Raw genomic sequence first — 23,803 nt, 5'->3', positions numbered from 1 at the left:
TGGGATCACACCGGCAGGGTTTCGGCCACCTTTTTCCTGTTTTGCCGTTGGCGGATGTCATCGGCGACCGCCTGGGCCTCGATGCCGATTTCGCGCAACAGCCCGGTGACCGCGTTGTGAAAGCCGACCAGATAAAGGCCGAGATCCGAAGCTCGGGCATTGACGCCGCTGGGGCCGGGCTCCACGCCGGGTTCGAGGAACCTGGCATAGCCCGGCCGATAGCCGGTGGCGAAGAGGATGGCGTCGAATTCGCCGTGCTTGCCGTCCGCAAAACGGGCGCCCCGTTCCGAGATTTCGGCGATGTCGGGCGCCACCTTGATCGCACCTTCCCGGATCTTGCCGATGGTGCCGACATCGATCACCGGAATGCGCGACGCAAGGGCGATCTGCTGCAGCAGTCCCTGCTTCGGCCGTCTGAGCCCAAACTTCTCCAGCCTCCCCAGCACCAGATCGAGGATGACGGGGAACAGGGCGTCGTTGATGCGCTGCGGCCCGAGCCGCGTCGCCATGCCGACCATCTGGATCGGCACGCCGAACAGTTCGCGCGGGACGATGTGAACGCCGCCGCGCACCGAGATCGTCGGTCGGGCGCCGCCTTCCACCAGATCGAGCGCAATCTCCGCGCCGGTATTGCCCATGCCGACGACCAGCACCGATTGGCCGGCAAAAGGCGCGGCGTTGCGATAGTCGGCGCTGTGCAGCGTCTTGCCCTTGAAGGCGTCGATGCCGGCAAATCTGGGCAGCAAGGGTTCGGCATTGTAGCCGGACGCGATCACCACATGCGAAGCGCGTAAGGCGCCGGAGGTCGATTCCACCCGCCAACCGCGGCCATCCCTGGCGACCGCTCGCACCGTTTCGCCGAAGCGGGGCTCCAGGGCGAAGCCTTTTGCATAGGCGTCGAGATACTCGACCACGAGGTGGCGCGGCACATAGCGCGGATAATCCCTTGGGAAGGGAACGAAGGGCAGCGAGGAGTAACGCTTGGTCGTATGCAGATGCACACGGTCATAGTGACGCCGCCAGGCTGGCGTGGCCTGCTGCTCCTTCTCAAGCATGACGAAATCCTGCCCGGCCTGGCGAAGACATGCGGCAACCGCCAGGCCCGCCGGCCCGGCACCGATGATCGCGACTTTCGTGGTTTCGTCCATGCGCGCCTCCCCCTCCAATTGGCGATCCAGAATGTCAGAAACGTGGCAAGGGTGCACCGGCTCATCCAGGCAGGGGCACCGTCAACCCGACCTTGACGCGGTCCATGGCGACGAAGGTGCGGAACTTCCGCACATTGTTGCTGCCGAAGAACAGTTTTCGCGTCAGCGCCTCGTAGGCGCCCATGTCGGCCACGGCGATGACGAGGATGAAGTCGGCCTCGCCGGTGACATAATAGCATTGCTGTACTTGCGGCTCCGCCGAGAATTGCCGCTTGGCCTCGTCGATCAGTTCGGTGCGTTCGCTCTCGAGCTCCACCTCGACGAAGATAGTGATCGGCTGGCCGACGGCCGCCGGCTCGACAATGGCGACATTGCCGGTAATGACGCCGGTCTGCTCCATGCGCTTGATGCGGCGCTGCACGGCTGGCGCCGACAGGTTCACCGCCTCGCCGATCAGCCGTTGCGGCGTCGTGTTGTCCCGCTGCAGGATGGCAAGGATGGCGAGATCGAAGCTGTCGAGTGAGGCTGGCGACTGAGACATTGCTATCCTGACGAAACAAACTTGCATTTCAAGAGCTAAATTGCGGCGCTTTTTGCGCAGGGTTTGCAATATATCTTCTCTTGGACGCCAAGGAGAGACCGCCAATGTTCCTGCCCAATCGCCATGCCTTGCACCGCCAGCCGCTGGACGAGGCCGATGCCGAAACCCTCGGCATCGCCGGGGCGGACACTGTCGAGCGTTTCCTTGCCCGCCGTGACAATCACTTGGCGACGCCGCTGCACGCCCTGCCGGCGTTGGCTGGCGAACTCGGTCTCGGCACCTTGCATGTCAAGGATGAGGGCTTTCGCCTCGGCCTAGGCAGCTTCAAGGCGCTGGGCGGCGCCTATGCGGTCTTCCGTCTGGTCCTGGAGGAGGCAAGCAAGCGGCTCGGCCGCTCCGTCGGTGTCGCGGATCTCGATCGGCCCGAAGTCCGGTCGGTCGCGGCGACCATGACGGTTGCTTGCGCTACCGACGGCAACCATGGCCGCTCCGTCGCGCAAGGCGCCGAGCTTGTTGGCGCAAAGGCGGCGATCTTTGTCCATGCCGGCGTCAGCGACGGGCGCGTCGCGGCCATCGCCCGCTATGGGGCGGAGATGATCCATGTCGACGGCAATTACGACGATTCGGTCAGGCAGGCGGCGCGCGTCGCCGCGGAGAAAGGCTGGACGGTGGTTTCCGATACCTCATGGCCGGGCTACGAACGCATTCCGGGCCTCGTCATGCAGGGCTACACGGCGATCGTGCGCGAGGCGCTGGGCCAGGTCTCCGAACCGCCGACCCATGTCTTCGTGCAGGCCGGCGTCGGCGGCATCGCGGCGGCGGTAGCCGGCCATCTTGCCATCGTGCTTGGCGAAACAAGGCCGGTTTTCACGGTGGTGGAACCCGCCCGTGCCGCCTGCGTCTTCGGCGCCGCCAAGGCCGGGCATCCGGTCAAGATCGCGCATGGCGAGGCGACAGTCATGGCGATGCTCGAATGCTACGAGGCCTCGCCGGTCGCCTGGCGCGTGCTGGCACGCGTCGCCGATGCCTTCATGACCGTCGACGAGGACGAAGCCATCGCCGTGATGCGGCGGCTGGCACGCCCGGCCGGCAACGATCCGGCCATCGTCGCCGGTGAAAGCGGCGGGGTCGGCCTTGCCGGGCTGATCCGGGCGATGGCCGATCATAAGGCCGAGCTTGGCCTTGACGCCAGTTCGCGCGTCCTGGTCGTCAACACCGAAGGCGCGACAGATCCCCGCTGCTATGCCGAACTCGTCGGCATGAATCCGGCGGATGTGCTTGCCGGCAAGGTGCTTTCTGGAGCGACGCCATGACCTTGATCGATGCCATGACCTCGATCGACGCACAAAGGCTGCTTGGCCGCATCCGCGAGCTCGGCGGCATCGGTCGTGATGGCGAGGGCAGATTGGTGCGGCTGGCCGCCTCCGACGCCGACAGGCTGGGTCGCGACCGCTTCGTCGGCTGGCTACGCGAGGCCGGTCTCGAAATCGCCATCGATCGCATGGGAAATATCTTCGGCGTCTGGCAGGCGCCGGCGAATGCCGGCCATGCGCCGATCCTCGTCGGCTCGCATATCGACACCGTCATCGATGCCGGCATTTATGACGGCTGCTACGGCGTGCTCGCCGGGCTGGAGGTAATCGAGACGCTGAAGGCGTCGGCTCTTGTCCCGTCGCGCCCGCTCGCGGTCGCCGCCTTCACCAACGAGGAAGGGGTTCGCTATTCCCCCGACATGATGGGTTCACTGGTCCATGCCGGCGGTGTCGGGATCAACGAGGCGCTGGCGGCCGTCGGCACCGACGGCAGCGTGCTGGGAAAGGAACTGGCCCGCATCGGCTATGCCGGCGACGAGGAGCCGGGCTTCCTCAAGCCGCACGTCTATCTCGAATTGCATATCGAGCAGGGCCCGGTTCTGGAACGCGAAGGCGTGCCGATCGGTGCTGTGGAAAACCTGCAAGGCATCTCCTGGCAGCGCATCACCATAGACGGCGTCGCCAACCACGCCGGCACCACGCCGATGTCGATGCGCAATGACGCCGGGCATGCGGCCGCGCGTGTCGTCACGTTCCTGCACGACCGCGCCAAAGCTTCGAACACGCCGACCGTTGCAACGGTCGGCACGATGCGTTTCGAGCCAGACGCCATCAATGTCATTCCCTCGCGCGCCGTCTTCACCGTCGACCTGCGCGACCCTTTCGAGCATCGCCTGCAAGCCGAGGAAGCCGCACTCGCCGCGTTTCTTGAGAACCTGGCCGCCGATGGTGGCGTCGCGATCTCGGTCGAGCGGCTGGCCCGCTTCGAGCCGGTGATCTTCGATATAAGCATTGTCGAATTGATCGAAGCTGCCGCGAAGAAGCGCGGGTACGCGTCCAAGCGCATGACCTCGGGCGCCGGCCACGATGCGCAGATGATGGCGCGCCTCGCGCCCGCGGCGATGATTTTCGTGCCGAGCGCCGGTGGCATCAGCCACAATCCGCGCGAACATACCGCCGATGCCGAGCTTGTCGCCGGCGCCAACATCCTGCTTGATATCGTTGCCCAGCTTGCGGATCAGGAGGTATCAGGCGATGGCTGAAATCGATCGTGATGTGCTGAAGCTGGAGATGACCGAATGGCGGCATGATCTGCACGCGCACCCTGAATTCGGCTTCGAGGAGGAGCGCACCGCGGCCTTCGTCGCCGCCAAGCTGCGCGAATTCGGACTGGACGATGTCGCCGAGGGTGTCGGCGGCACCGGCGTCGTCGGGACTTTGAAGCGCGGCAGCGGCAACCGCGCGATCGCGCTGCGGGCCGACATGGATGCTCTGCGCATATCAGAGCAATCAACCGCGCCATACCGCTCCGGCAATCCCGGAATCATGCATGCCTGCGGCCATGACGGCCACACGGCGATGCTGCTCGGTGCGGCCAAGCTCATGGCCGGGGAGGGCGGTTTCGACGGCACCGTGCGCTTCATCTTCCAGCCGGCGGAGGAATGGGGAAAAGGCGCGTTGGCGATGCTCGACGATGGCCTGATGCAGCGCTTTCCCTTCGACGAGATCTTTGGCCTGCACAACATGCCGGGCTTGCCGGTCGGACATTTCGAGACCCGTGCCGGCCCGGTCATGTCGGCCGAAGACGTCTTCGAGATCGTGCTCAGGGGATTGGGCGGTCACGCTGCGCGGCCGCATTCGGGTCAGGAAACGCTGGTCGCCGCCTGTGCGCTGGTTACCAACCTGCAGACCATCGTCTCGCGCCGGCTGAGCCCGGCCGACATCTCCGTGGTTTCGGTGACCGAACTGATCACCGATGGCACCCGCAACGCACTGCCGGGCATCGCCCGCATCCTTGGCGACGCGCGCAGCTTCCGCCCCGAGGTGAGCGCCAAGATCGAATGCCAGATGCGCATCATCGCCGAAGGCATCGCTACCGCTTACAACGTTGCCGCCGAGGTCAACTACACCAGGGAATTCGTGCCTTTGCGCAACGATGCCGAACTGGTCGACGCAGCCTTTGCCGCCGCCGGGACTGTTTTCGAACGCGGCAATATCGCGGTCGCCTGCGAGCCGATGACGGCGTCGGAGGATTTCGCCCGCTTCCTCGACCACGTGCCGGGCTGCTTCGTCTTCCTCGGCAACGGCGAGGCCTCGGCACCGCTTCACAATTCCAGTTACGACTTCAACGACGACGGGCTGTTGTTCGGCGCCAGTTTCCATGCCGCCATCGCCAGGCAGCGGCTTGGGACCTGAACCCCCGGGGGGATTTCGCGGCATTTAGCGGGGGAAAACGCCGGGGAAAGGCCGAAATCCTTGATCTGGCATGACGCTACGGCAAGACTCAGCTAGCCTCGCTCACGCGGCGGACCTGATATCCGCCTGGCCGGCGCTATCAGATTACCTCCCAAGCGGCGCCGGCCTTCTCTCCTGCATGCTAAATTAGATTTCGTTAAAGTTAGAACGCTCGCGCTCGGCGGAAGTTAGGGTTTTACTGTCATGGCTGTGGCACGCTTTTGGATGCTGCGGGTTCATAGATGCGCGGGCGGAGCTGGATAAAGGCGGTGCGTCAGGACGAAGCGCGGCGGGTGCGCGCCCGCATCGCTCAACTCGAACGAGACTTGACCGCCGCCTCGGCGCAGACACGACAGCTGCGCCAGGACGCAGGCCACGAGCTGCGCAATGCCAAGTTCCGCCTCGAGCGTCTCGAGGAATGCATCGCGGCAATGCGGTGAAGATCCCGCAATCGTTTTTGCGCAATGCTCCATTCACTGGCTGGCAATGCCATTGTTCACGACAGGAATGGCGAGATCTTGATCGGCCCCAGTCGCCTTTGTCGGCGGCAATTTGTTGTCGCAGGCCGAGAAAGCCAAAGTCACCAGCGCGAGGATCAGTCCCAGCTTTTTCATGGCTACTTCCTCCACCCGCAGAACGAGGCGGTGTCGGTTTGGTTGCACGATTGCGCCGAGGGAACAAAATCCCCTGCCTCAGGTTGACCCAGCGAAGGAGGACCGCCGCATGATCCGTTTGCTTCTGGTTGGCACGCTGGCCTTTGTCACTTACCGTCTCGCCCGCAAGATGATCGACGAGGTTCCCGACAGTGTCGATCCGCTCTTGCTGCCAGCGCCCGCAAACGACCGCGAGGCGCTACGCCGGCAGTCGGCGTCGATGGGCGTTGACCCGAAACGCTGATTGCTCCCGCTGTATTGGCGGAGCTGCTTCTCTGTTGCGAACAAAGCGGAAACGATGCTTGATGGGCGATGAACCTCGCCTCCCATGATTCGACGTTTTTGGAACAGACCGGCCAGCCGGCTTATCTCGCCCGGCTGAACGACGCCCAACGCCAGGCCGTCGAACATGGCGACGGCAAGATTGCAGGCCCGCTGCTGGTTATCGCCGGCGCCGGCTCCGGCAAGACCAACACGCTGGCGCACCGCGTCGCCCACTTGATCGTCAAGGGAGCCGACCCGCGCCGCATCCTGCTGATGACGTTTTCGCGGCGCGCCGCATCCGAAATGGCGAGACGTGTCGAGCGCATCGCCGGCGAAGTGCTCGGCCGCGACGCCGCGGTAATCACGGACGCACTGACCTGGGCCGGCACTTTTCATGGCATCGGCGCGCGGCTGCTGCGGGACTATGCGCTGGAGATCGGCCTCGATCCGGCCTTCACCATCCATGATCGGGAGGATTCCGCCGATCTGATGAATCTCGTGCGCCACGAACTCGGTTTCTCCAGGACGGAAGCGCGCTTTCCGACCAAAGGCACCTGCCTTGCCATCTATTCGCGCGCCGTCAACGCGCAGGCGCCGCTGGGTGAGGTCCTGGGGTCCGCCTTCCCCTGGTGCGCCGGCTGGGCCGAGCAGCTCAAGCAATTGTTTGCCGGTTACGTCGAGGCCAAGCAGGCGCAGAATGTGCTCGATTACGACGATTTGCTGCTCTACTGGGCGCAGATGACAGCCGAGCCTGAAATCGCCACGCATCTGGGCGGACGGTTCGACCATGTGCTGGTCGACGAATATCAGGACACCAACCGGCTGCAGGCCTCGATCCTGATGGCACTCAAGCCCGACGGCGCCGGGCTGACGGTCGTCGGTGACGACGCGCAGTCGATCTATTCGTTCCGGGCCGCCGAGGTGCGCAACATCCTCGACTTCCCCGGACAGTTTGCGCAGACCGCCGATGTGGTGATGCTGGAGCGCAATTATCGCTCGACCGAGACCATTCTGGCGGCCGCCAACGCTGTCATCGGCGAAGCCTCGGAGCGCTTCACCAAGAACCTGTGGTCGGAACGCAAATCCGCCGACAAACCGAGACTTGTGACCGTGCGCGACGAGGTCGAACAAGCGAACTTCGTCTGCGACACCATCCTTGCCGAGCGCGAGGCCGGTACCGCGCTGAAGTCGCAGGCGGTGCTGTTTCGCGCCTCGCACCACAGCGGGCCGCTGGAGATCGAGCTGACGCGGCGCAACATCCCTTTCGTCAAGTTCGGTGGCCTGAAATTCCTCGATGCCGCGCATGTCAAGGACGTGCTGGCGGTGCTGCGCTTTGCCGAAAATCCGCGCGATCGTGTCGCCGGCTTTCGCGTGCTGCAGCTTCTTCCCGGCATCGGCCCTTCCGCCGCCGCGCAGATCGTCGAGACCATGACGTCGGCACTGGACGAGGCGATGGGCCTGGCCGGCTGGCGTCCGCCACAGCGCGCCGCCGACGACTGGCCCGGCTTCGTCTCGCTCTATTCCGGTTTGCGCGCCGGCGCCAAATGGCCGGCCGATCTCGAACAGGTCAGGCTGTGGTACGAACCGCATCTGGAGCGCATCCACGAGGATGCGATCACGCGCCGCGCCGACCTGCTGCAACTCGAGCAAATCGGCTCGGGCTATGCTTCGCGCGAACGCTTCCTGACCGAGCTGACGCTCGATCCGCCGGACGCAACCAGCGACCAGGCCGGCCCGCCGCACCGCGACGAGGATTATTTGATCCTGTCGACCATCCATTCGGCCAAGGGCCAGGAGTGGAAGAACGTCTTCGTGCTGAACACGGTCGATGGCTGCATTCCGGCCGATCTCGGTGTCGGCACCAAGGAAGATATCGAGGAGGAGCGACGGTTGCTCTACGTGGCGATGACACGGGCCAAGGACAATCTCAACCTCGTCATGCCCCAGCGCTTCTTTCCGCATGGCCAGGCGGCACGCGGCGACCGCCATGTCTACGCCTCGCGCACCCGTTTCATTCCGGCCTCCATCCTCGCCGCGTTCCAGCAGCTTTCGTGGCCGGCCGCGCAAGCGGCGCAGGGCAGGGCGCCCCGGCCGGAGGTGCGCGTCGACATCGGCGCGCGCATGCGCGGCATGTGGAAATAGCAGGAAGCCGATGCCGCAGCCGCCGATCAGGATCGCCATATCAGGCGCTCTCGGCCGCATGGGTCGCCGGATGGTGGATGCGGTACGGGCCGATGCGCGTCTTGCGCTCGCCGGCTGCTTTCACCGTCCGGGCAGTGTCGGCAATGGGCTGGTGAGCCGCGACGAGGCAATTGCCATGGCCGACGTGGTCGTCGACTTCACCACGCCGGCCGCCTCTGCGGAACTGGCCAGATTGTGTGCCGGAAGGGGCGGGCCAGCCCTGGTGATTGGCTCGACGGGCTTCGAGGCCGCCGAGATGGCCACCATCGCCGATGCCGCGAAAACCATTGCCATCGTGCGCTCCGGCAGCTTCTCGCTCGGGCTCAACATGCTGGTCGGATTGGTCGAACAGGCAGCGCGGGCGCTCGACCCCGATGACTGGGATGCGGAGATTTTCGAGGCTCATCATCGCCACAAGATCGACGCGCCTTCGGGCACGGCGCTGATGCTGGGGCAGGCTGTTGCCGGCGGACGCGAAATCGGGCTGGCCACGGTTGCGAGGCGCGTCCGCGATGGCGTCACCGGCGCGCGGCCGGCGGGCGAGATAGGCTTCGCGGTGGCGCGGGGTGGCGCCATCATTGGTGAGCACAGCGTCAGCTTCTGCACGGAAGGCGAGACCGTCACCTTGGCGCATTCGGCTGGCGACCGCATCATGTTTGCACGCGGCGCCATCGCCGCGGCATTGTGGGTGGCGGGCCGCGCTCCCGGCGAATACGACATGCGCGACGTATTGGGTTTTGGCGCATCGTAACCAGCAAATCCTGGCTGTTTTCATTCCCCGGTTGCTAAAGTGGCTGAAAGCCAGCTGAAAGCTTGGGCATGCAATTGATTCATTGCGGCGTTCGCCGCGTGACCGGTGCGGGAGTGGCCGGCAGGAGGAATGCGGCGCAGCCTGGATGGCGCGCCGCCCAGGTGGAGGAAGTTACATGACCGGTTTGATCTCGAAGTGCATCTTGCGTTCGGCGGCGCTGACGCTCGCCATTGTCGGCACGGGCGCGACCGCGGCGTCCGCCGCGGACAAGATCACCATCATTGTCGGCGGCATGGAAAAGCAGATTTACCTGCCGGCCGTGCTCACCCAGCAGCTCGGCTACTTCAAGGATGAGGGGCTCGACGTCGAACTGATCAACTCGCGAGCCGGCGTCGAGGCCGAGAATGAATTGCTGGCCGGCGCCGTGCAGGGCGTTGTCGGCTTTTATGACCACACTGTCGACCTACAGTCAAAGGGCAAATACATCGAGTCGATCGTCCAGTTCAGCCAGGCCCCTGGCGAGGTCGAACTGGTCTCCGCCAAGCACCCGGAGATCAAGTCGCCGGCCGACTTCAAGGGCGCCACGCTGGGCGTCACCGGGCTTGGGTCGTCGACCGATTTCCTGACCCAATATCTTGCCGTCCGCAGCGGCCTGAAGCCGGGTGATTACACGCTGCTGCCGGTCGGCGCCGGCAACACCTTCATCGCCGCCGTCAAGCAGGACCAAATTCAGGCCGGCATGACCACGGAGCCGACCATCGCGAAATTGCTCAAGACCGGCGAGGCCAGTGTCCTGGTCGACATGCGCACGCCCGAAAAGACCAAGGAAGCGCTGGGCGGCGACTATCCTGCGGCATCCTTCTACGTCCAGTCTTCCTGGGTCGAAGGCCACAAGGACGAAGCACAGAAGCTCGCCAATGCCTTCGTCAAGACGATGAAGTTCATCGCCGGCCATTCGGCCGAGGAGATCGCCGACAAGATGCCGAAGGACTATTACGCCGGCAACAAGGATCTCTATATCCAGGGGCTCGCCGGCGGCAAGGCGATGTTCACGCCCGACGGACGCATGCCGGCCGATGGCCCCGAGACGGTGCTGAAAGTTCTGTCGACCTTCTCCAAGAGCCTGCAGGGCAAGCAGATCGACCTGTCGAAAACCTTCACGACGGAATTCGTCGACGCCGCCAAGTAGGCAGGCAGGCGAGGCGGGTTACCCGGTTCGCTCTTGAGGAACAACAAGTTGCGCCGCTGGCCTGAATCGATTTGGCAGCGGCGCGCCTACCGATGTCGAGAGATGGCGACCACAAGTTTTGGCCGCAGGCATTCTCGCATCATCGCCACAGGAGTATGCCATGCAAGTGCAAACGATGGCGGCTGAGAAGTTGTCTCAGGCCGCGCCGCCGGCCGATGCCGCGATCGCCATCGATGATGTGACGCTACGCTTCGTCACGCCCGACGGCCATATGATGACGGCGATCCGCGACTTCACCATGACGGTGGCGCGTGGCGAATTCGCCTGCGTCGTCGGGCCGACCGGCTGCGGCAAGTCGACGACACTCAACCTCGTCACCGGCCTGCTGCGGCCGACCACAGGTCATGTCCGCGTCATGGGCAAACCGGTCACCGATATCAGCCGCGACATCGGTTTCGTCTTCCAAGCCGATGCGCTTTTTCCCTGGCGAAGCGTCATCGACAATGTCGCCGCCGGTCCGCTTTATCGCGGGATCCCCAAGGCGCAGGCCTATGATCGGGCCCGCGACTGGATCGCCCGCGTCGGCCTCGGCCGCTTCGAAAAGCATTATCCGCACCAGCTTTCGGGCGGCATGCGCAAGCGCGTCGCCCTTGCCCAGACCTTCATCAACCAGCCGAAGATTCTGCTTATGGACGAGCCGTTCAGTGCGCTCGACATGCAGACGCGCACGGCCATGCAGGACGAATTGCTCGGCCTGTGGTCGGAACAGAAATCCTCCGTCGTCTTCGTCACCCACGATCTGGAGGAGGCGGTGGCGCTGGCCGACAAGGTCTATGTGCTCACCGCCGGGCCGGGAACGGTCAAGAGTGTCTACCGCATCGACCTGCCGCGTCCGCGTGTCATGGCCGACATCCGTTACGACCCGAAATTCGTCGAGATCGCCAAGGTGATCTGGAACGACCTGCGCGAAGAAGTGCAGCTCGGCCAGAGCCGCACCTTGCAGAGCGGGCATTGAGAGGAGACACCAACATGACCGCTATCTCTCCCACCGCTTCCCATGCCGCCGTCCGCGATGCCTCCATTGCCGTTGCCGAGGCCCGGGCGAGGGCCCGGCTGCGCCGCCGCCATGCTTTGGTCATCGGCCTGCGCCTTGCTATCCTCGTTGCGTTCCTTGGCCTGTGGGAACTCGGCGCCGACTATAACATCATCGACCCGTTCTTCTTCGCCAGCCCCTCGGGCATCTGGGAACAGATCTGGTCCTGGATCACCGAGGGCACCTCGCAGGGACCGCTCTGGCTGCAGATCTATGTGACGCTGGAGGAAACCTTCCTCGGCTTCGCCATCGGCGCACTGGGCGGCATCGCCGCCGGCATCATTCTCGGCCGCAACCGGCTGCTGGCCGATGTCTTTTCGATCTACATCAAGATCGCCAATTCCGTGCCGCGCGTCGTGCTCGGCTCTGTCTTCATCATCGCGCTCGGCCTCGGCATGGCCTCGAAAGTGGCGCTCGCCGTGGTGATGGTGTTCTTCGTCGTTTTCGCCAACGCCTTCCAGGGGGTTCGCGAGGCCGACAGGGCGATGATCGCCAACGCCCAGATCCTCGGTGCCTCGCCGTTCCAGATCACCCGCACCGTCATTATCCCGTCGGCGATGAGCTGGATCCTGGCCAGCCTGCATGTCAGCTTCGGCTTTGCCTTGGTCGGCGCCGTGGTCGGCGAATTCCTCGGCGCCAAGCAAGGCATGGGCCTGCTGATCTCGACCGCGCAGGGCGCCTTCAACGCCAATGGCGTCTTCGCCGCCATGATCATCCTGGCGGCTATGGCGCTGGTGGTGGAATTCATCATCACCCGCTTCGAGAACTATGTCGTCAAGTGGCGGCCGGCGCCGTTCAACGAGCAGGGCACCTGATTTTGTTCCGAGGACAGTACGAGCCCGCGCTTGGTGCGGGTCGGTTCAGGCCAGGGGCAACCTGACCTCGACCACCAGACCGCCGGCCGCGCCATCCCCGAGGGTGACGCGGCCGCCGGCATTCTCGACAACCTCGCGCACGATGGCGAGGCCCAGGCCGCTGCCTTCCTCGGTCGAACCGGCGATGCGATAAAAGCGCTCGAACACGTGATCCCGCTCTTCGGCCGGGATGCCGGGTCCGTCATCGGCTACCGTCAACACGGCTTCGCTATCGATGGCGGCCAGCTTCACCGTCACGCTGGCGCCTGCCGTCGAGTAACGCAGCGCGTTGTCGACAAGATTGACGATCATCTCGCGCAGCATGGTGCCGTCGCCAATGACTGCAACCGGCCCTGTTTCCTCCAGCCCGAGATCGATCTTGCGGGCGATCGCCGCGGGCGCCTGCGTTTCCAGTACATGGCGGGCGGCTTCTGTCAGGTCGATGCGATCGGCGCGTGGCCGCCGGCTGCCAGGCTCGGCACGCGACAGGGTGAGCAATTGTTCGGCCAGCCGCGCCAGCTTGCCGGAGCTGGCCTGCAGCGCCACCAGCGCTTCCTGGCGCGCATCGATGGCGGTTTCGCGTAGCGCATAGCTTGCCTGCGTCGATAGCAGCGCCAGCGGCGTGCGCAATTGATGTGCGGCATTGGCGATGAAACGGCGCTGCGCTCCCATCTGCGCGCGCACCCGTTCCATGTAGGCGTTGAGCGCCTCTATCAGAGGCCGGATTTCGCTCTGCGCGCCCGGCACGTCAACCGGATCGAGGTCGCTTCGGCTTGGCGAACGCACCGCGTCGCGCAGGCTCATCAATGGTGCCAGGCCGCGGCGCAGGCCAAGCAGCACGAACACGCCGGCGATCGCCACCAGCGCCAGTTGCTGGACGAAGGCGCTGAACCACAGCCGCTTCACCATCGCATCATGCCCGGAGAGCGTTATGCCCACGGTGACCGTTATGGGGGAATCGCCGCCGGCGCCGATCACCGCGTGGCTGAGCGTCAAGAGCCGCAACATATGGTCGCGATAGCTCGCCTCGGTGCTCGCATGCCGCGGCGCTTGCGGCAAATCGGGGTAACCGGTCAGCAACCGTCCTCCGGCGGTCTCGACGCGATAGTAGACGCTGTCGCGATCGCCGGTATCGAACATCTCGATCGCCGCCGGCGGGATGGTGGCATCGAGTACGCCATCGGCCATGGCGACCTGCTCGGCAATGGCGCGGGCCGAGCCGACCAGCATGCGGTCGGTGACCAGATCGGCGGTCGCCAGAGCGTTGCGCTGGCTGGTCCACAGATTGATGGTCGCAAGCCCGGCCAGGGGGAGCACGACCCAGGCCAGCAATTGCAGACGCAGGCTGTTAGTCTTCATAGCGCCAAATCATCATGGCGCCAGATCCTCATGGCGCAAGAGATAGCCGAGGCCACGCAAAGTGGTGATCTGGACCCGCGACCCCTCGAGCTTCTTGCGCACACGGTGCACATAGATCTCGATGGCGCTTGGATCGGCGTCGGTCTCGAAATCGTAGATCGCCGCCGACAGGGCGGCCTTGCTTACCGTACGTCCCGCCTTGATCATCAATTGTTCAAGCACTGCATGTTCGCGCGGTGTCAGGGCCAGTGTTTCACCGCCGAGCGAAAACAGCCTGGTGTTGGTGTCGAAGATGAGGTCGCCGCAGGCAACGACCGGTGCCGTCCGGTCATTGGCGCGGCGCAGTTGCACGCGGATGCGCGCTTCGAGTTCCTCTACCTGGAAGGGCTTCGCCAGATAGTCGTCGGCGCCTTCGTTGAGGCCTTTGACCCGGCCATCGAGGCTGGCATTGGCAGTCAGTACGATCACCGGCACCCGGTTGCCGCGGGCTCGCAGCATGCGCAGCACTTCCAGTCCGCCCATGCGGGGCAACGCAAGGTCGAGAATGACAAGCGCGTGGTCGCCGGCGGCAAGCGCGTGCTCGACATCCTCGCCGTCATGGACGATGTCGACGACATAATTCGCCTGGCGCAAGGTCTTGCCTAGCCAGTCCGCCAGTTCGCGATTGTCCTCCACAAGCAGCAATCGCATGTCTATTGCCGTTCCAGCATCCACTTCGGTCTCAACGGCCACCAAGGCTCGATCGACGATCCATTCGGCAATCGGACCCGGATGATCGATAGTATCGATCGCAACGCAAGGCAAATGCGGCTTGGCTGCGGCCGGCGATGGTTTTTCGCGGGCTAGATGCCTCGTTTGAAACATAAATCGAACCGAACGGTTCGGTTCTGGTTGACGGATTGTATCGTAAACAGTGAACAATAGGCGTGAGTCGGTTGGTGTTTGCGTCTGCGGGAGAAACGCTAATCTCCTGAAAATGTTTGAGAATTCAGGCTGAAAATGCTGCAATGCAATATGCATTGTCCATAATATGATGAAATACTGCAAAACCGACGCGACTGGTAATTCCAAAAGGCCTTCCCCATCTGGAGGTGGTCCGAGCGACGCGAAATCCTCCCAAGGGCACGCCACTAGACGGACAGAACAAAGAAATTCTGGAGTAAATAAAATGACCAAGATCGCTCTTACCGCCGCCGCCATCCTCGTTGCCACGGGCACTGCTTTTGCCGGCAGCGACAATTATGGCTCGGCCAACGCCAACCAGCCTGCCGCCACTGTCGACCATTCGGTCACTGCTTCGACCTCGAAGTCGACGGCCGCGTCGGTCCAGGCTCCGCAGGGCGCTGACCGCAACCTCTTCGGCCGCTAATCGCGACTGCCAATCCATCCAACTTTGAATTCAGGAGTACTTGAAATGACCAAGATCGCACTCACCGCCGCTGCCATCCTCGTTGCCACTGGCACCGCTTTTGCCGGCAGCGACAACTACGGTTCCGACAACGCCAACCAGCCGGTTGCCAGCCAGTCGACCTCCAACGTCGACACCTTCCACACCGGTTCGATCCTGAAGGCGGACAAGGCGCAGGCCGATGCCAATGCCAACGTTCCGGCCCAGTCGGGCCAGGGCATCTGGGGCCGCTAATCCCTTCTAGCATCGCGTGACTACAAAGAGCGGTGGGCCTGGCCCGCCGCTCTTGTTTTGTGACAAATGGAATCAGGCGAGCCAGTCGGGTTCAGTCGTGCCGGATAGCCGTCGAACAAGTGCCGGCCAGCGCGCCGATCACGGATCGAACCAATCGGTTCAATTAATGTTGACGCTCCGTGAACGCCCGGCGAACGCCCCCTCGGCGAAACAAAGCGTGATACTCCGTGAGTTGCGCAACAAGAGACTGATAGCGTTGATAAAAAACACTTCTGCCGAATCCGTGCCCCAGCCTCGATGTCCGAAATCGGGCCGTGAAGGAACATCTTCGTGATTGGAAGCCGACGAACGAAAAACCCACTTTCAGCTGGTCCGAGCGACGCGAAATTCCTCCCAAAGGCACGCCACTTGACGGACAGACCAGACCTATCGGAGTAAAGAAATGAACAGGATCGCACTTACCGCCGCCGCCATTCTCGTTGCCACGGGCGGCGCCTTCGCCGGCAGCGACAATTATGGCTCTGACAATGTCAATCAGCCGGCGGTCACCGCGCCCGCGGGTAAAATCGACCACAGCTATACGGCTTCGATCCGCAAGCCGGTCGAACACCGCGGTTTCAAGCTGACGCCCGATTCCAATCAGCCTGATCCCGGCCAGGGCAACTGGGGCAACTGATCCACGCCGGCCTCGCCTGGCTTGACGACAAAGAGCGGTGGGCCTGGCCCGCCGCTCTTGTTTTGAGGTTCAGACCGAAGGCCGCCGATCTTACCAGTCGGCAGAAACATCTCACGTCCAGGAATAAAACCAGGCTGCTTCTGGTCTTCTCCTCAGCGGAACCGTCCTCCCAAGACGCCGCCCAACGGATGAACAGGAGATTGAAATGAACAGACTTGCTCTCGCTACCGCCGCTATCCTTGTCGCAGCCGGGGGTGCATTCGCCGGCAGCGACCACTATGGCTCCGACAATGCCAACCAGCCGGTCGCCCCGGTCGCCGGCGTGGATCACGCCGCCACGGGCGCCGTCAACGACACGGATATGATCAAACACAAGACCGCCGACACCAAGATGAAGCCAGCCACCGACTGGCCCGAGCCTGGCCAGGGCATCTGGGGTAACTGATGTCGCGGCTGCGGCGGGTCTGATCTGCCGCACCCGCGGACATTAGACTTCTAGCTCAGATCCTTCGGCCGCAGGCAATGTGTCAGCCTGGCGGCCGACACCCCGGACCAATCGTCTTCAAGGACGAAGCGCGCGAGGGCTGCTGTCGGAAACTTTTCCTCGAGCCTCTTGCGCGCCTTCGCCTCCGATCCCGGTCCGGCAAGCTGTTTTGCCAGCTCCTCAAGGCCCGGATTGTGGCCGAGAACCAGCAGGCAGCTGGTCGAAGGGTCCGCTTTGCGTAGCTGACCCAGAATATCCGCCGCTGCGGCATCGTAGAGCGCCTCGGCAAACGCGACCCGGGGATGCACCGGCAGTTCCGCCGCCACCAGCCGCCAGGTATCGCGGGTGCGCAGCGCCGGCGACACCAGCGCCTGATCCGGCAGCCAGTTGCGCGCTCCAAGCTCGCGGCCGATCAGCCGGGCCGCCTTCAACCCACGTTCCGCCAGCGGTCGGTCGAAATCGTCGAGGTCAGGGTCGTCCCAACTCGATTTGGCGTGACGCAGCAGGAGCAGCTGTTTCATCACTGCGCTCTCGCTCAGGGCGTGATCCGCGCCAGGTGCTCGAGGTCGGCTTCCTCGCGCAGCGGATCGGGCGCCATCACCACCGAGGTGCCGTTGTCGGCATCGTCGGCGAAGTGGGCAAGAACCGTATGCCCGGCCTCCATGCGTGCCTTGCCTTCGGCGACCAGTCCAAGCGCCAGCGGGTAGAGCCGGTGCTCTGCCTTGAGCACGCGCGCGGCCAGCGTATCCGCATTGTCGCCGACCATCACCGGCACGGCCGCTTGCGCGATGATCGGGCCATCATCCATCTCGGACGTGACGAAATGCACCGTGCAGCCATGGATGCGGATGCCGGCGGCCAACGCGCGCGCATGGGTGTCGAGCCCCTTGAAGGCCGGCAGCAGGGCAGGGTGGATGTTGATCATGCGGCCCTGCCATTTCTGGACAAAGCCGGGGGTCAGGAGGCGCATATAGCCGGCCAGCGCCACGATGTCGGCGTTGAAGGCCGCAAGTGCCGCGTCGATCGCCGCGTCATGCGCCTGCTTGCTGCCATGGTCGGCGCGGGAAACGACCTGGGTGGCGATGCCGCGTGCCCTGGCGATGCCGAGGCCGGCGGCGTCCGCCTTGTCGGAAATGACGCCGGCAATCTCGGCCGGGAAGGCCGGATCGCTGGCCGCCGCGATCAGCGCGGTCATGTTGGAGCCGCGCCCCGAAATCAGGACAACGGTGCGTTTTCTCTGCGTGCTCATAGGCCGATCGAGCCCCGATAGATGACGCCGGCGTCGCGGCGCGGCACGATGCGGCCGATCGGCGTCACCGTCTCGCCGGCTTCCTGCAGCACGGCAGCGACCTGCGCCGCCTGACCGGAAGCGACAGCCAAAATCATGCCGATGCCGCAATTGAAGGTGCGCATCATCTCCTCCGGCGCCACGCCGCCTGTCTTGGCCAGCCAGGAAAACACCGGCGGCACGTCGATGGCATTGAGGTCAAGTTCGGCGGAAAAGTCCTTGGGCAGCACGCGCGGAATGTTTTCCGGAAAACCGCCGCCGGTGATGTGCGCCAGCGCCTTGATGCCATGCGTGTTGCGGATCGCCTTGAGGATCGACTTGACGTAGATGCGGGTGGGTTCGAGCAGTGCCTCGGCAAGCGTCGCCTCGTCGTTGAACGGTGCTGGATCGTTCCACGCCAGACCGCTGGCGGCGACGATGCGGCGCACCAGCGAGAAACCATTCGAATGCAGGCCAGAAGAGGCCAGCCCGAGCAGCACGTCGCCCTCGACGATGTCGTCGGTGGGCAGGAGCTGGCCGCGTTCGGCCGCACCCACGGCAAAGCCAGCAAGGTCATAATCCTTGCCGTGATACATGCCCGGCATTTCCGCCGTCTCGCCGCCGATCAGCGCGCAGCCGGCCTGACGGCAGCCCTGTGCGATGCCGCCGACAATCGCGGCACCCTGATCGGGATCGAGTTTGCCGGTGGCGAAATAGTCGAGGAAGAACAGCGGTTCGGCGCCCTGCACGACGATGTCGTTGACGCACATGGCGACAAGGTCGATGCCGATCGTGTCGTGTTTTCCCGCCTCGATGGCGATCTTGAGCTTGGTGCCGACGCCGTCATTGGCTGCTACCAGCACCGGATCGGTGAAACCGGCCGCTTTCAGATCGAACAGGCCGCCGAAGCCGCCGATCTCGCCATCCGCGCCCGGCCTGCGCGTCGCGCGCACCAGCGGCTTGATCTTCTCGACCATGAGGTTGCCGGCATCGATATCGACGCCCGCCTGCGCATAGGTGAGCCCGTTTCCGCGCTTGGCCGTTTTGTTCTGGCCCGTTTTATGCTGGCCGGTTTCGCGCTTGCTCATCGCAATGTTCCTGCTCGTTTGCGGGCTCTTCGCATGAACGGTTTCGGTCCGCAAGGATAACGGCCGAACCGGGCTTCGTTTGGCCGACAAAAGCGTGGATAGCCGGGGGCATCGCACTCAGTGCTTGCGGCTGGCCAGCCGGCTCTCCCTTGCCTCGGCCCTCCATCTCCCTCATCTATCTCAACGCATAATACGGCGGGACAATGCGTTGACCATCCCCAACCTGATCACCATGCTGCGCGTTGTCCTGGTGCCTGCCGTGGTGTTGGCCATGCTGCAGGCGCGTTGGGACTGGGCCTTTGCCGGCTTCGTCGTTGCCGGCATTTCCGACGGCGTCGACGGCTTCATCGCCCGCCGCTTCAACCAGCAGTCCAGGTTCGGCGCCTATCTCGATCCGATCGCCGACAAGCTGCTGCTGGTTTCGGTGTTCGTCGTCATGGGCATCATCGGGCAGTTGCCGCTGTGGCTGGTCGTCACCATGGTGTCGCGTGACGCCTTGATCGTCTGCGCGGTCCTGTTGTCCACGGCGATGGCCCATCCGGTCGAGATCAAACCGTTCCTGGTCTCCAAGGCGAATACCGCCGTCCAGATCGTGCTGGCGGCGGTTGTGCTGGGCGAACTCGCCTTTGCCGTGCACCTCGACCCTCTGCGGCCAGGCCTCATATTGCTGTCCGGGGTCTTGACCGTGGCTTCGGCCGCGGCCTATCTCGTGGCTTGGCTGAGGCATATGAGCGGCTATGGCGAAGGCGGTAAATCAGGCTGACAAGCCCATCGACGGCAAGCCTGCCCGCAAGCCGGCCGCCCGCAAGGCGGCGGCGCTGGGCAAGACCGACGACGGCCAGATGGTTGTCGTCGTGCCGGAAGGCGAGACGGCGGCAGAGGCCGAGGCGTCGGCCACGTTCCGGCGCCAGATATTCTTCTGGCTGGCGGGTGCCGCGATCCTGGCGCTCTTCCTTTATGTCTTCAGCGACATCCTGCTGCCCTTCGTCGCCGGCATGGTGCTTGCCTATTTCCTCGATCCGGTCGCCGACCGTCTGCAGCGGCTCGGCCTCAGCCGCTTCATGGCGACGGTGGTCATCCTCATCACATTCCTGATCGTGCTGGTGCTGGCTTTGGTCATCCTCATTCCGGTGCTGGCGACACAGATGGCCGATTTCGCCGGCAAGCTGCCGGAGTACCTGACCCGGCTGCAGAGCCTGATCACCTCCTTTGATCCGAAGTGGCTGGAACAGAAATTCGGCGTCAATGCCAATGGCTTGCGCGATGGGTTGAACTCACTGCTGACCTCCGGTTTCGGCCTGCTCACGACGGTTTTCACTTCGATCTGGAGTTCGGGCGTGGCGCTGGTCTCGGTGGTCAGCCTGTTCGTGGTGACGCCGGTCGTGGCCTTCTACATGCTGCTCGACTGGGACCGTATGGTGGCGGTCATCGACAGCTGGGTGCCGCGCGACAACGTCGCCACGGTCCGCGCCATCGCGCGCGACGTCAACACCGCCACTGCCGGCTTCGTGCGCGGCCAGGGTACGCTCTGCCTGGTGCTGGGCGCCATGTACGCCACCGGCCTTACGCTGACCGGGCTGAACTTCGCCATCCTCATCGGCCTGTTCGCCGGGCTGATCTCCTTCATCCCCTATGTCGGCTCATTGACCGGGCTGGTGCTGGCCGTCGGCGTCGCCTTCGTTCAGTTCTGGCCGGACTGGACGATGATCGTCGCGGTTGCGGTGGTCTTCTTCATCGGCCAGTTCATCGAAGGCAACATCCTGCAGCCCAGGCTGGTCGGCAAAAGCGTCGGCCTGCATCCTGTATGGCTGATGTTCGCGCTGTTCGCCTTCGGCGCGCTGTTCGGCTTCGTCGGCCTTTTGATTGCCGTGCCGGCTTCGGCGGCGGTTGCGGTGCTGGTGCGATTTGCCATCGCCCGTTATCTCGAATCGCCGCTCTACAAAGGCCATGCGACAGAACCCGCACCGCCACTGCCAGCCGATCGCGGCGGCGGCCACCGCTCGCAACCGCGTCGCTGAAGTGACCGCGCAGCGAACCGACCCGCCACGCCAGTTGCCGCTCGATCTCGGCCATGGCACCGGTTACTCGCGTGATGAGCTGGTCGTCTCCGGCACCAACAACCAGGCGGCCGCACTGGTCGACCGCTGGCCGGATTGGCCAGCACCGGTGGTGGTGCTGGCGGGCCCAGCCGGCTCCGGCAAGACGCATCTGGCCTCGATCTGGGGCGCGCGCGCCAACGCGGTGACTGTCGACGCCAGGCGCATTGGCGACAGCATCGCAAATCTTGGTGCCCGCCCGGCCCTGATCGATGATGTCGACGCACGCGCGGTCGACGAACTGGGCCTGTTCCATCTCATCAATGCGGTGCGTGGCGCCGGCTCGACGCTGCTTTTGACCGCACGCCGCTTTCCCTCGGCCTGGGGTGTGTCGCTGCCCGATCTTGCATCGCGGCTCAAGGCTGCGGCGACCGTCGAGATCCATGAGCCCGATGATCTCCTGCTCGCCGGTGTCATCACCAAGCTGTTCGCCGACCGCCAGGTCGAGGTCGAGCCGCATGTCGTGCAGTATTTGGTGCGGCGCATCGAGCGTTCTCTGGCAACCGCGATGCGTGTGGTGGAGCGCCTGGATCGTACCGCCCTGGAGCGCAAGATGCCGATCACCAGGGCATTGGCCGCCGAAACCGTCAATGCCATGGACGAAGGGCAGGGCGAGTTCGAGATTTGATGACTTCAGGGTTCCGGCGGTCCTCCGTCTCGACCTGAGTCCCATTTTGGGAAACAAGACTGGCATCCATCTTGCTGCGTGAGCTTGCCGGCTGACCCCGGTCCTGATTGCGTTCCAAATCAGGGTGTAGGCTCGCCGGGAATGAGGCGCTTGGGGTTCTCGCCCGGCGAGCTTGCGTTCAAAATGCGTCGAGCGGGTGCCGCCGCAGCGGACATCCATCCCAACGACACGGACCACCCCCGCATTGTCGAAACTCTTGAAATAGACCACTCGATGGTCTATTTCTCGATTGAAAGATTTGGACCGGAGAATGGTCCATGCGGAGTATTCGATGCAGGTATCCGTTACCGACGCCAAGGGACAGCTGACCGAGCTGGTGCGCCGCGCTGAGGCGGGCGACGAGGTCATTCTGACCCGTCACGGCCATGCGGCCGTGCGGCTGGTTCCCATCAAGGCAATGCCCGGCAAGGAAGGTCGCCGGACGCTCATGGAAGCGGCGCGTGCGGCAGGGGCGGCCAAGATGAAGGCCGGACCATCCGCTGCCCGCAGCCAGGACTTCCTTTATGGCGATGACGGCATGCCAGAATGATCGCGGTCGATACGTCGGCGCTTATGGCGATCGTCCTGAATGAACTTCAGGCCGACGCCTGCATGGCCGCGCTCGCAGCCGAGAACGACCTCCTGATCTCCGCCGGCACCGTTGCCGAGGCGCTGATCGTCGCGGCCCATCGTGGCGTCGCCGCCGAGCTGTCCAGCCTGATTGACGGGCTTGGTTTCGAGGTGGTGGTGGTAACGCCGGCCTCGGCCCGGCGTATCGCCGAAGCCTATGCGCGATGGGGCAAGGGCAGCCATCCGGCCGCGCTCAATTTCGGCGATTGTTTCTCCTACGAGGTGGCGAAGGAGCACGCTTGCCGGCTGTTGTATGTCGGAGCCGATTTTTCGAAAACCGATATAGAGGGTGTGCTCTCAACGTAACACTGCCGGCCGGTGAGCTTGCGGCCAATCACAGCCACATTCTGACGAAATGCCGGACCAACAGATAGACGGCCGAGTGCGCGGCAATATAGCAGGCCGCGACCAGCACAAAAATCCCGATGCTGGCTGCCCACGAACGGGAGGCGACGATGCCAGGTGCGAGCCTGCCGTGCCTGCGGCTCTCGCGATTGTTCCACGTCGCCAAGGCGGCACAGGCGATCGCCCATTCCACCATGAACGGAACCGTCACGCCCGCATAGGCGAAATAGGCCGGCCCGAACAGCGACACCCAAGCATCTATCCCAAGCACCGCCACCCCCCGTTTGCCGCAGCTTAAGCCAGCAATGGCGATGGAAGCGAGCCTGAAATAATGACACGCGGATAAGGGCCAAAACCCCTTCGGTGCCATCGGTGTCGCATTTTAAATGAGAAATGGTCGGAGTGGAGAGATTCGAACTCCCGACCCTCTGGTCCCAAACCAGATGCGCTACCAGCCTGCGCTACACTCCGAACGGTCTGTTGCCTATTCATTTCGGTGGTACATGGCAAGTGCAAAAACCTTGCCGCCGCTGCCAATGCGCAGTAATGACGGGCGAAGAGGCGGCGATGCCGCCTTGCCAACAAAGAGGTGGCCATGTCCGCGCGCATTTTCAGCCCAGCCAAAACCGCGATGCAGTCCGGCAAGGCCAAGACCGGCCATTGGGTGCTGGAATTCGACCCCGAGATGCGCAAGAAGATCGATCCCTTGATGGGCTACACCACGTCGGGTGACATGAGAAGCCAGATCCGGCTCACCTTCGACACCCGCGAAGAAGCGGTGGCCTACGCGGAAAAGGAAGGGCTTGCCTTCCGTGTCGAGGAACCGAAAGAGACCAAGCGCCGCCAGATTTCTTATGCGGAGAATTTCCGCTATGACCGCAGGACGCCCTGGACGCACTGAAAGGCGGCAGGCCCAAGCATCCAGCCGGCCGTTGGCCGGCCGACGGTCCCGTAGCTCAGCTGGATAGAGCACCGGCCTTCTAAGCCGATGGTCACAGGTTCGAATCCTGTCGGGATCGCCAATAATTTCAGGGTCCGTTCCGGACACATAGGTTACGGTTTATACCGGAGACATGGGTAACACTTTTGGCCCGAAGGGGTTTTGGAG

Annotated in this window: 29 protein-coding genes and 2 tRNA genes; 21 read left to right on the top strand and 10 right to left on the bottom strand. The window is 63.8% G+C overall.

What is annotated here, in order from left to right; translation table 11 throughout:
• Positions 1-5: 5 nt before the first annotated feature.
• Both FJW04_RS27475 and FJW04_RS27470 read right to left on the bottom strand, forming a co-directional pair.
• Entirely contained in the window at positions 6-1,148 is a 1,143-nt protein-coding gene (locus FJW04_RS27475) for an NAD(P)/FAD-dependent oxidoreductase (protein ID WP_140717880.1), read from the bottom strand.
• Between the two features lie 61 nt (positions 1,149-1,209).
• Positions 1,210-1,689 carry an Lrp/AsnC family transcriptional regulator gene (locus FJW04_RS27470; protein WP_015318455.1) on the bottom strand — a complete coding sequence of 160 codons (480 nt, stop codon included), beginning with the start codon at positions 1,687-1,689 and terminating at the stop codon, positions 1,210-1,212.
• A 104-nt stretch (positions 1,690-1,793) separates the two neighbouring features.
• Between FJW04_RS27470 and FJW04_RS27465 the strand changes: the two genes are divergently transcribed.
• The 4 genes from FJW04_RS27465 to FJW04_RS27450 all read left to right on the top strand — a co-directional run bounded on the left by FJW04_RS27465 (position 1,794) and on the right by FJW04_RS27450 (position 5,896).
• Complete coding sequence (locus FJW04_RS27465) at positions 1,794-3,002, top strand: diaminopropionate ammonia-lyase (protein ID WP_140717878.1); 1,209 nt, start codon at positions 1,794-1,796, stop codon at positions 3,000-3,002.
• Positions 3,003-3,016: 14 nt separating this feature from the next.
• Positions 3,017-4,264, top strand: a complete 1,248-nt coding sequence (locus FJW04_RS27460) for a Zn-dependent hydrolase (RefSeq protein ID WP_140717968.1) — start codon at positions 3,017-3,019, stop codon at positions 4,262-4,264.
• The gene (locus FJW04_RS27455) at positions 4,257-5,417 is read left to right on the top strand and encodes a M20 aminoacylase family protein (RefSeq protein WP_140717876.1); all 1,161 of its coding nucleotides are present in this window, start codon (positions 4,257-4,259) and stop codon (positions 5,415-5,417) included. The genes FJW04_RS27460 and FJW04_RS27455 overlap by 8 nt, the downstream gene beginning before the upstream one ends.
• A 308-nt stretch (positions 5,418-5,725) precedes the next feature.
• Complete coding sequence (locus tag FJW04_RS27450; RefSeq protein WP_224525574.1) at positions 5,726-5,896, top strand: hypothetical protein; 171 nt, start codon at positions 5,726-5,728, stop codon at positions 5,894-5,896.
• A 33-nt stretch (positions 5,897-5,929) separates the two neighbouring features.
• Here FJW04_RS27450 and FJW04_RS30105 read toward each other — a convergent pair whose 3' ends face one another.
• Positions 5,930-6,070 (bottom strand): hypothetical protein, encoded by a 141-nt coding sequence (locus FJW04_RS30105; protein WP_015318450.1) that lies wholly within the window; start codon positions 6,068-6,070, stop codon positions 5,930-5,932.
• A 109-nt stretch (positions 6,071-6,179) separates the two neighbouring features.
• Between FJW04_RS30105 and FJW04_RS30100 the strand changes: the two genes are divergently transcribed.
• The 6 genes from FJW04_RS30100 (at position 6,180) to FJW04_RS27425 (ending at position 12,402) form a co-directional block, all read left to right on the top strand.
• Positions 6,180-6,353 carry a hypothetical protein gene (locus FJW04_RS30100; RefSeq protein WP_015318449.1) on the top strand — a complete coding sequence of 58 codons (174 nt, stop codon included), beginning with the start codon at positions 6,180-6,182 and terminating at the stop codon, positions 6,351-6,353.
• A gap of 68 nt (positions 6,354-6,421) precedes the next feature.
• Entirely contained in the window at positions 6,422-8,515 is a 2,094-nt protein-coding gene (locus FJW04_RS27445) for an ATP-dependent helicase (RefSeq protein WP_140717874.1), read from the top strand.
• Between the two features lie 10 nt (positions 8,516-8,525).
• Positions 8,526-9,305 carry a 4-hydroxy-tetrahydrodipicolinate reductase gene (gene dapB / locus FJW04_RS27440; protein WP_140717872.1) on the top strand — a complete coding sequence of 260 codons (780 nt, stop codon included), beginning with the start codon at positions 8,526-8,528 and terminating at the stop codon, positions 9,303-9,305.
• Positions 9,306-9,480: 175 nt separating this feature from the next.
• Complete coding sequence (locus FJW04_RS27435) at positions 9,481-10,494, top strand: ABC transporter substrate-binding protein (protein ID WP_140617183.1); 1,014 nt, start codon at positions 9,481-9,483, stop codon at positions 10,492-10,494.
• Positions 10,495-10,654: 160 nt separating this feature from the next.
• Positions 10,655-11,509: an ABC transporter ATP-binding protein gene (locus FJW04_RS27430; protein WP_015318445.1), complete on the top strand. Its 855-nt coding sequence runs from the start codon at positions 10,655-10,657 to the stop codon at positions 11,507-11,509.
• Between the two features lie 14 nt (positions 11,510-11,523).
• Entirely contained in the window at positions 11,524-12,402 is an 879-nt protein-coding gene (locus FJW04_RS27425) for an ABC transporter permease (RefSeq protein ID WP_140717870.1), read from the top strand.
• A 45-nt stretch (positions 12,403-12,447) separates the two neighbouring features.
• Here FJW04_RS27425 and FJW04_RS27420 read toward each other — a convergent pair whose 3' ends face one another.
• On the bottom strand, positions 12,448-13,800 hold the full coding sequence (locus tag FJW04_RS27420; protein ID WP_140717867.1) for a sensor histidine kinase: 1,353 nt from the start codon (positions 13,798-13,800) through the stop codon (positions 12,448-12,450).
• A gap of 12 nt (positions 13,801-13,812) precedes the next feature.
• Complete coding sequence (locus FJW04_RS27415) at positions 13,813-14,490, bottom strand: response regulator (protein ID WP_140617181.1); 678 nt, start codon at positions 14,488-14,490, stop codon at positions 13,813-13,815.
• A 478-nt stretch (positions 14,491-14,968) separates the two neighbouring features.
• Here FJW04_RS27415 and FJW04_RS27410 point away from each other — a divergent pair, with 478 nt between their 5' ends.
• The 4 genes from FJW04_RS27410 to FJW04_RS27395 all read left to right on the top strand — a co-directional run bounded on the left by FJW04_RS27410 (position 14,969) and on the right by FJW04_RS27395 (position 16,563).
• Positions 14,969-15,169 carry a DUF680 domain-containing protein gene (locus FJW04_RS27410; RefSeq protein ID WP_015318441.1) on the top strand — a complete coding sequence of 67 codons (201 nt, stop codon included), beginning with the start codon at positions 14,969-14,971 and terminating at the stop codon, positions 15,167-15,169.
• Positions 15,170-15,214: 45 nt separating this feature from the next.
• Positions 15,215-15,442 carry a DUF680 domain-containing protein gene (locus FJW04_RS27405; RefSeq protein ID WP_015318440.1) on the top strand — a complete coding sequence of 76 codons (228 nt, stop codon included), beginning with the start codon at positions 15,215-15,217 and terminating at the stop codon, positions 15,440-15,442.
• A gap of 442 nt (positions 15,443-15,884) precedes the next feature.
• The gene (locus FJW04_RS27400; RefSeq protein WP_015318439.1) at positions 15,885-16,118 is read left to right on the top strand and encodes a DUF680 domain-containing protein; all 234 of its coding nucleotides are present in this window, start codon (positions 15,885-15,887) and stop codon (positions 16,116-16,118) included.
• Positions 16,119-16,323: 205 nt separating this feature from the next.
• The gene (locus FJW04_RS27395; protein ID WP_015318438.1) at positions 16,324-16,563 is read left to right on the top strand and encodes a DUF680 domain-containing protein; all 240 of its coding nucleotides are present in this window, start codon (positions 16,324-16,326) and stop codon (positions 16,561-16,563) included.
• A 50-nt stretch (positions 16,564-16,613) separates the two neighbouring features.
• Here the strand turns inward: FJW04_RS27395 and FJW04_RS27390 are convergent, their stop codons facing one another.
• From FJW04_RS27390 to purM, 3 genes are read right to left on the bottom strand one after another with little or no spacing between them, the layout of a single operon-like run.
• The gene (locus FJW04_RS27390) at positions 16,614-17,123 is read right to left on the bottom strand and encodes a histidine phosphatase family protein (RefSeq protein ID WP_015318437.1); all 510 of its coding nucleotides are present in this window, start codon (positions 17,121-17,123) and stop codon (positions 16,614-16,616) included.
• 14 nt (positions 17,124-17,137) lie between these two features.
• On the bottom strand, positions 17,138-17,851 hold the full coding sequence (purN, locus tag FJW04_RS27385; RefSeq protein WP_140717864.1) for a phosphoribosylglycinamide formyltransferase: 714 nt from the start codon (positions 17,849-17,851) through the stop codon (positions 17,138-17,140).
• Positions 17,848-18,957: a phosphoribosylformylglycinamidine cyclo-ligase gene (gene purM, locus FJW04_RS27380; protein ID WP_140617178.1), complete on the bottom strand. Its 1,110-nt coding sequence runs from the start codon at positions 18,955-18,957 to the stop codon at positions 17,848-17,850. Before purM ends, purN begins: the two co-directional genes overlap by 4 nt.
• A 208-nt stretch (positions 18,958-19,165) precedes the next feature.
• Between purM and FJW04_RS27375 the strand changes: the two genes are divergently transcribed.
• The 5 genes from FJW04_RS27375 (at position 19,166) to FJW04_RS27355 (ending at position 22,656) form a co-directional block, all read left to right on the top strand.
• Positions 19,166-19,720 (top strand): CDP-alcohol phosphatidyltransferase family protein, encoded by a 555-nt coding sequence (locus FJW04_RS27375; protein ID WP_015318434.1) that lies wholly within the window; start codon positions 19,166-19,168, stop codon positions 19,718-19,720.
• Between the two features lie 79 nt (positions 19,721-19,799).
• Positions 19,800-20,975 carry an AI-2E family transporter gene (locus FJW04_RS27370; RefSeq protein ID WP_140717966.1) on the top strand — a complete coding sequence of 392 codons (1,176 nt, stop codon included), beginning with the start codon at positions 19,800-19,802 and terminating at the stop codon, positions 20,973-20,975.
• Between the two features lies 1 nt (position 20,976).
• Entirely contained in the window at positions 20,977-21,681 is a 705-nt protein-coding gene (hdaA, locus tag FJW04_RS27365) for a DnaA regulatory inactivator HdaA (protein ID WP_140717964.1), read from the top strand.
• Between the two features lie 331 nt (positions 21,682-22,012).
• The gene (locus FJW04_RS27360) at positions 22,013-22,270 is read left to right on the top strand and encodes a type II toxin-antitoxin system prevent-host-death family antitoxin (protein ID WP_015318431.1); all 258 of its coding nucleotides are present in this window, start codon (positions 22,013-22,015) and stop codon (positions 22,268-22,270) included.
• Positions 22,267-22,656: a type II toxin-antitoxin system VapC family toxin gene (locus FJW04_RS27355; protein WP_015318430.1), complete on the top strand. Its 390-nt coding sequence runs from the start codon at positions 22,267-22,269 to the stop codon at positions 22,654-22,656. The genes FJW04_RS27360 and FJW04_RS27355 overlap by 4 nt, the downstream gene beginning before the upstream one ends.
• A gap of 28 nt (positions 22,657-22,684) precedes the next feature.
• Here the strand turns inward: FJW04_RS27355 and FJW04_RS27350 are convergent, their stop codons facing one another.
• On the bottom strand, positions 22,685-23,065 hold the full coding sequence (locus tag FJW04_RS27350; protein WP_246674039.1) for a hypothetical protein: 381 nt from the start codon (positions 23,063-23,065) through the stop codon (positions 22,685-22,687).
• Between the two features lie 24 nt (positions 23,066-23,089).
• Positions 23,090-23,166: transfer RNA gene (locus FJW04_RS27345), tRNA-Pro, on the bottom strand.
• A 124-nt stretch (positions 23,167-23,290) separates the two neighbouring features.
• Here FJW04_RS27345 and FJW04_RS27340 point away from each other — a divergent pair.
• A complete protein-coding gene (locus FJW04_RS27340; protein ID WP_015318428.1) occupies positions 23,291-23,596 on the top strand; it encodes an ETC complex I subunit in 306 nt (101 codons plus the stop codon).
• A 44-nt stretch (positions 23,597-23,640) separates the two neighbouring features.
• Positions 23,641-23,717: transfer RNA gene (locus FJW04_RS27335), tRNA-Arg, on the top strand.
• Positions 23,718-23,803 lie beyond the last annotated feature (86 nt).

Origin of the sequence: Mesorhizobium sp. B2-7-3, from assembly GCF_006440715.1 — a bacterium.
Taxonomy (GTDB): domain Bacteria; phylum Pseudomonadota; class Alphaproteobacteria; order Rhizobiales; family Rhizobiaceae; genus Mesorhizobium; species Mesorhizobium australicum.
This window is presented reverse-complemented; position numbering and strand designations above follow the sequence as displayed.

Excerpts from the sequence above, each read along its gene's own strand:
- FJW04_RS27475 (WP_140717880.1), bottom strand. The coding sequence starts at position 1,148 with ATGGACGAAACCACGAAAGTCGCGATCATCGGTGCCGGGCCGGCGGGC.
- FJW04_RS27470 (WP_015318455.1), bottom strand. The coding sequence starts at position 1,689 with ATGTCTCAGTCGCCAGCCTCACTCGACAGCTTCGATCTCGCCATCCTT.
- FJW04_RS27465 (WP_140717878.1), top strand. The coding sequence starts at position 1,794 with ATGTTCCTGCCCAATCGCCATGCCTTGCACCGCCAGCCGCTGGACGAG.
- FJW04_RS27460 (WP_140717968.1), top strand. The coding sequence starts at position 3,017 with ATGACCTCGATCGACGCACAAAGGCTGCTTGGCCGCATCCGCGAGCTC.
- FJW04_RS27455 (WP_140717876.1), top strand. The coding sequence starts at position 4,257 with ATGGCTGAAATCGATCGTGATGTGCTGAAGCTGGAGATGACCGAATGG.
- FJW04_RS30105 (WP_015318450.1), bottom strand. The coding sequence starts at position 6,070 with ATGAAAAAGCTGGGACTGATCCTCGCGCTGGTGACTTTGGCTTTCTCG.
- FJW04_RS30100 (WP_015318449.1), top strand. The coding sequence starts at position 6,180 with ATGATCCGTTTGCTTCTGGTTGGCACGCTGGCCTTTGTCACTTACCGT.
- FJW04_RS27445 (WP_140717874.1), top strand. The coding sequence starts at position 6,422 with ATGAACCTCGCCTCCCATGATTCGACGTTTTTGGAACAGACCGGCCAG.
- dapB (WP_140717872.1), top strand. The coding sequence starts at position 8,526 with ATGCCGCAGCCGCCGATCAGGATCGCCATATCAGGCGCTCTCGGCCGC.
- FJW04_RS27435 (WP_140617183.1), top strand. The coding sequence starts at position 9,481 with ATGACCGGTTTGATCTCGAAGTGCATCTTGCGTTCGGCGGCGCTGACG.
- FJW04_RS27430 (WP_015318445.1), top strand. The coding sequence starts at position 10,655 with ATGCAAGTGCAAACGATGGCGGCTGAGAAGTTGTCTCAGGCCGCGCCG.
- FJW04_RS27425 (WP_140717870.1), top strand. The coding sequence starts at position 11,524 with ATGACCGCTATCTCTCCCACCGCTTCCCATGCCGCCGTCCGCGATGCC.
- FJW04_RS27420 (WP_140717867.1), bottom strand. The coding sequence starts at position 13,800 with ATGAAGACTAACAGCCTGCGTCTGCAATTGCTGGCCTGGGTCGTGCTC.
- FJW04_RS27415 (WP_140617181.1), bottom strand. The coding sequence starts at position 14,490 with ATGCGATTGCTGCTTGTGGAGGACAATCGCGAACTGGCGGACTGGCTA.
- FJW04_RS27410 (WP_015318441.1), top strand. The coding sequence starts at position 14,969 with ATGACCAAGATCGCTCTTACCGCCGCCGCCATCCTCGTTGCCACGGGC.
- FJW04_RS27405 (WP_015318440.1), top strand. The coding sequence starts at position 15,215 with ATGACCAAGATCGCACTCACCGCCGCTGCCATCCTCGTTGCCACTGGC.
- FJW04_RS27400 (WP_015318439.1), top strand. The coding sequence starts at position 15,885 with ATGAACAGGATCGCACTTACCGCCGCCGCCATTCTCGTTGCCACGGGC.
- FJW04_RS27395 (WP_015318438.1), top strand. The coding sequence starts at position 16,324 with ATGAACAGACTTGCTCTCGCTACCGCCGCTATCCTTGTCGCAGCCGGG.
- FJW04_RS27390 (WP_015318437.1), bottom strand. The coding sequence starts at position 17,123 with ATGAAACAGCTGCTCCTGCTGCGTCACGCCAAATCGAGTTGGGACGAC.
- purN (WP_140717864.1), bottom strand. The coding sequence starts at position 17,851 with ATGAGCACGCAGAGAAAACGCACCGTTGTCCTGATTTCGGGGCGCGGC.
- purM (WP_140617178.1), bottom strand. The coding sequence starts at position 18,957 with ATGAGCAAGCGCGAAACCGGCCAGCATAAAACGGGCCAGAACAAAACG.
- FJW04_RS27370 (WP_140717966.1), top strand. The coding sequence starts at position 19,800 with ATGGTTGTCGTCGTGCCGGAAGGCGAGACGGCGGCAGAGGCCGAGGCG.
- FJW04_RS27360 (WP_015318431.1), top strand. The coding sequence starts at position 22,013 with ATGCAGGTATCCGTTACCGACGCCAAGGGACAGCTGACCGAGCTGGTG.
- FJW04_RS27355 (WP_015318430.1), top strand. The coding sequence starts at position 22,267 with ATGATCGCGGTCGATACGTCGGCGCTTATGGCGATCGTCCTGAATGAA.
- FJW04_RS27350 (WP_246674039.1), bottom strand. The coding sequence starts at position 23,065 with ATGGCACCGAAGGGGTTTTGGCCCTTATCCGCGTGTCATTATTTCAGG.
- FJW04_RS27340 (WP_015318428.1), top strand. The coding sequence starts at position 23,291 with ATGTCCGCGCGCATTTTCAGCCCAGCCAAAACCGCGATGCAGTCCGGC.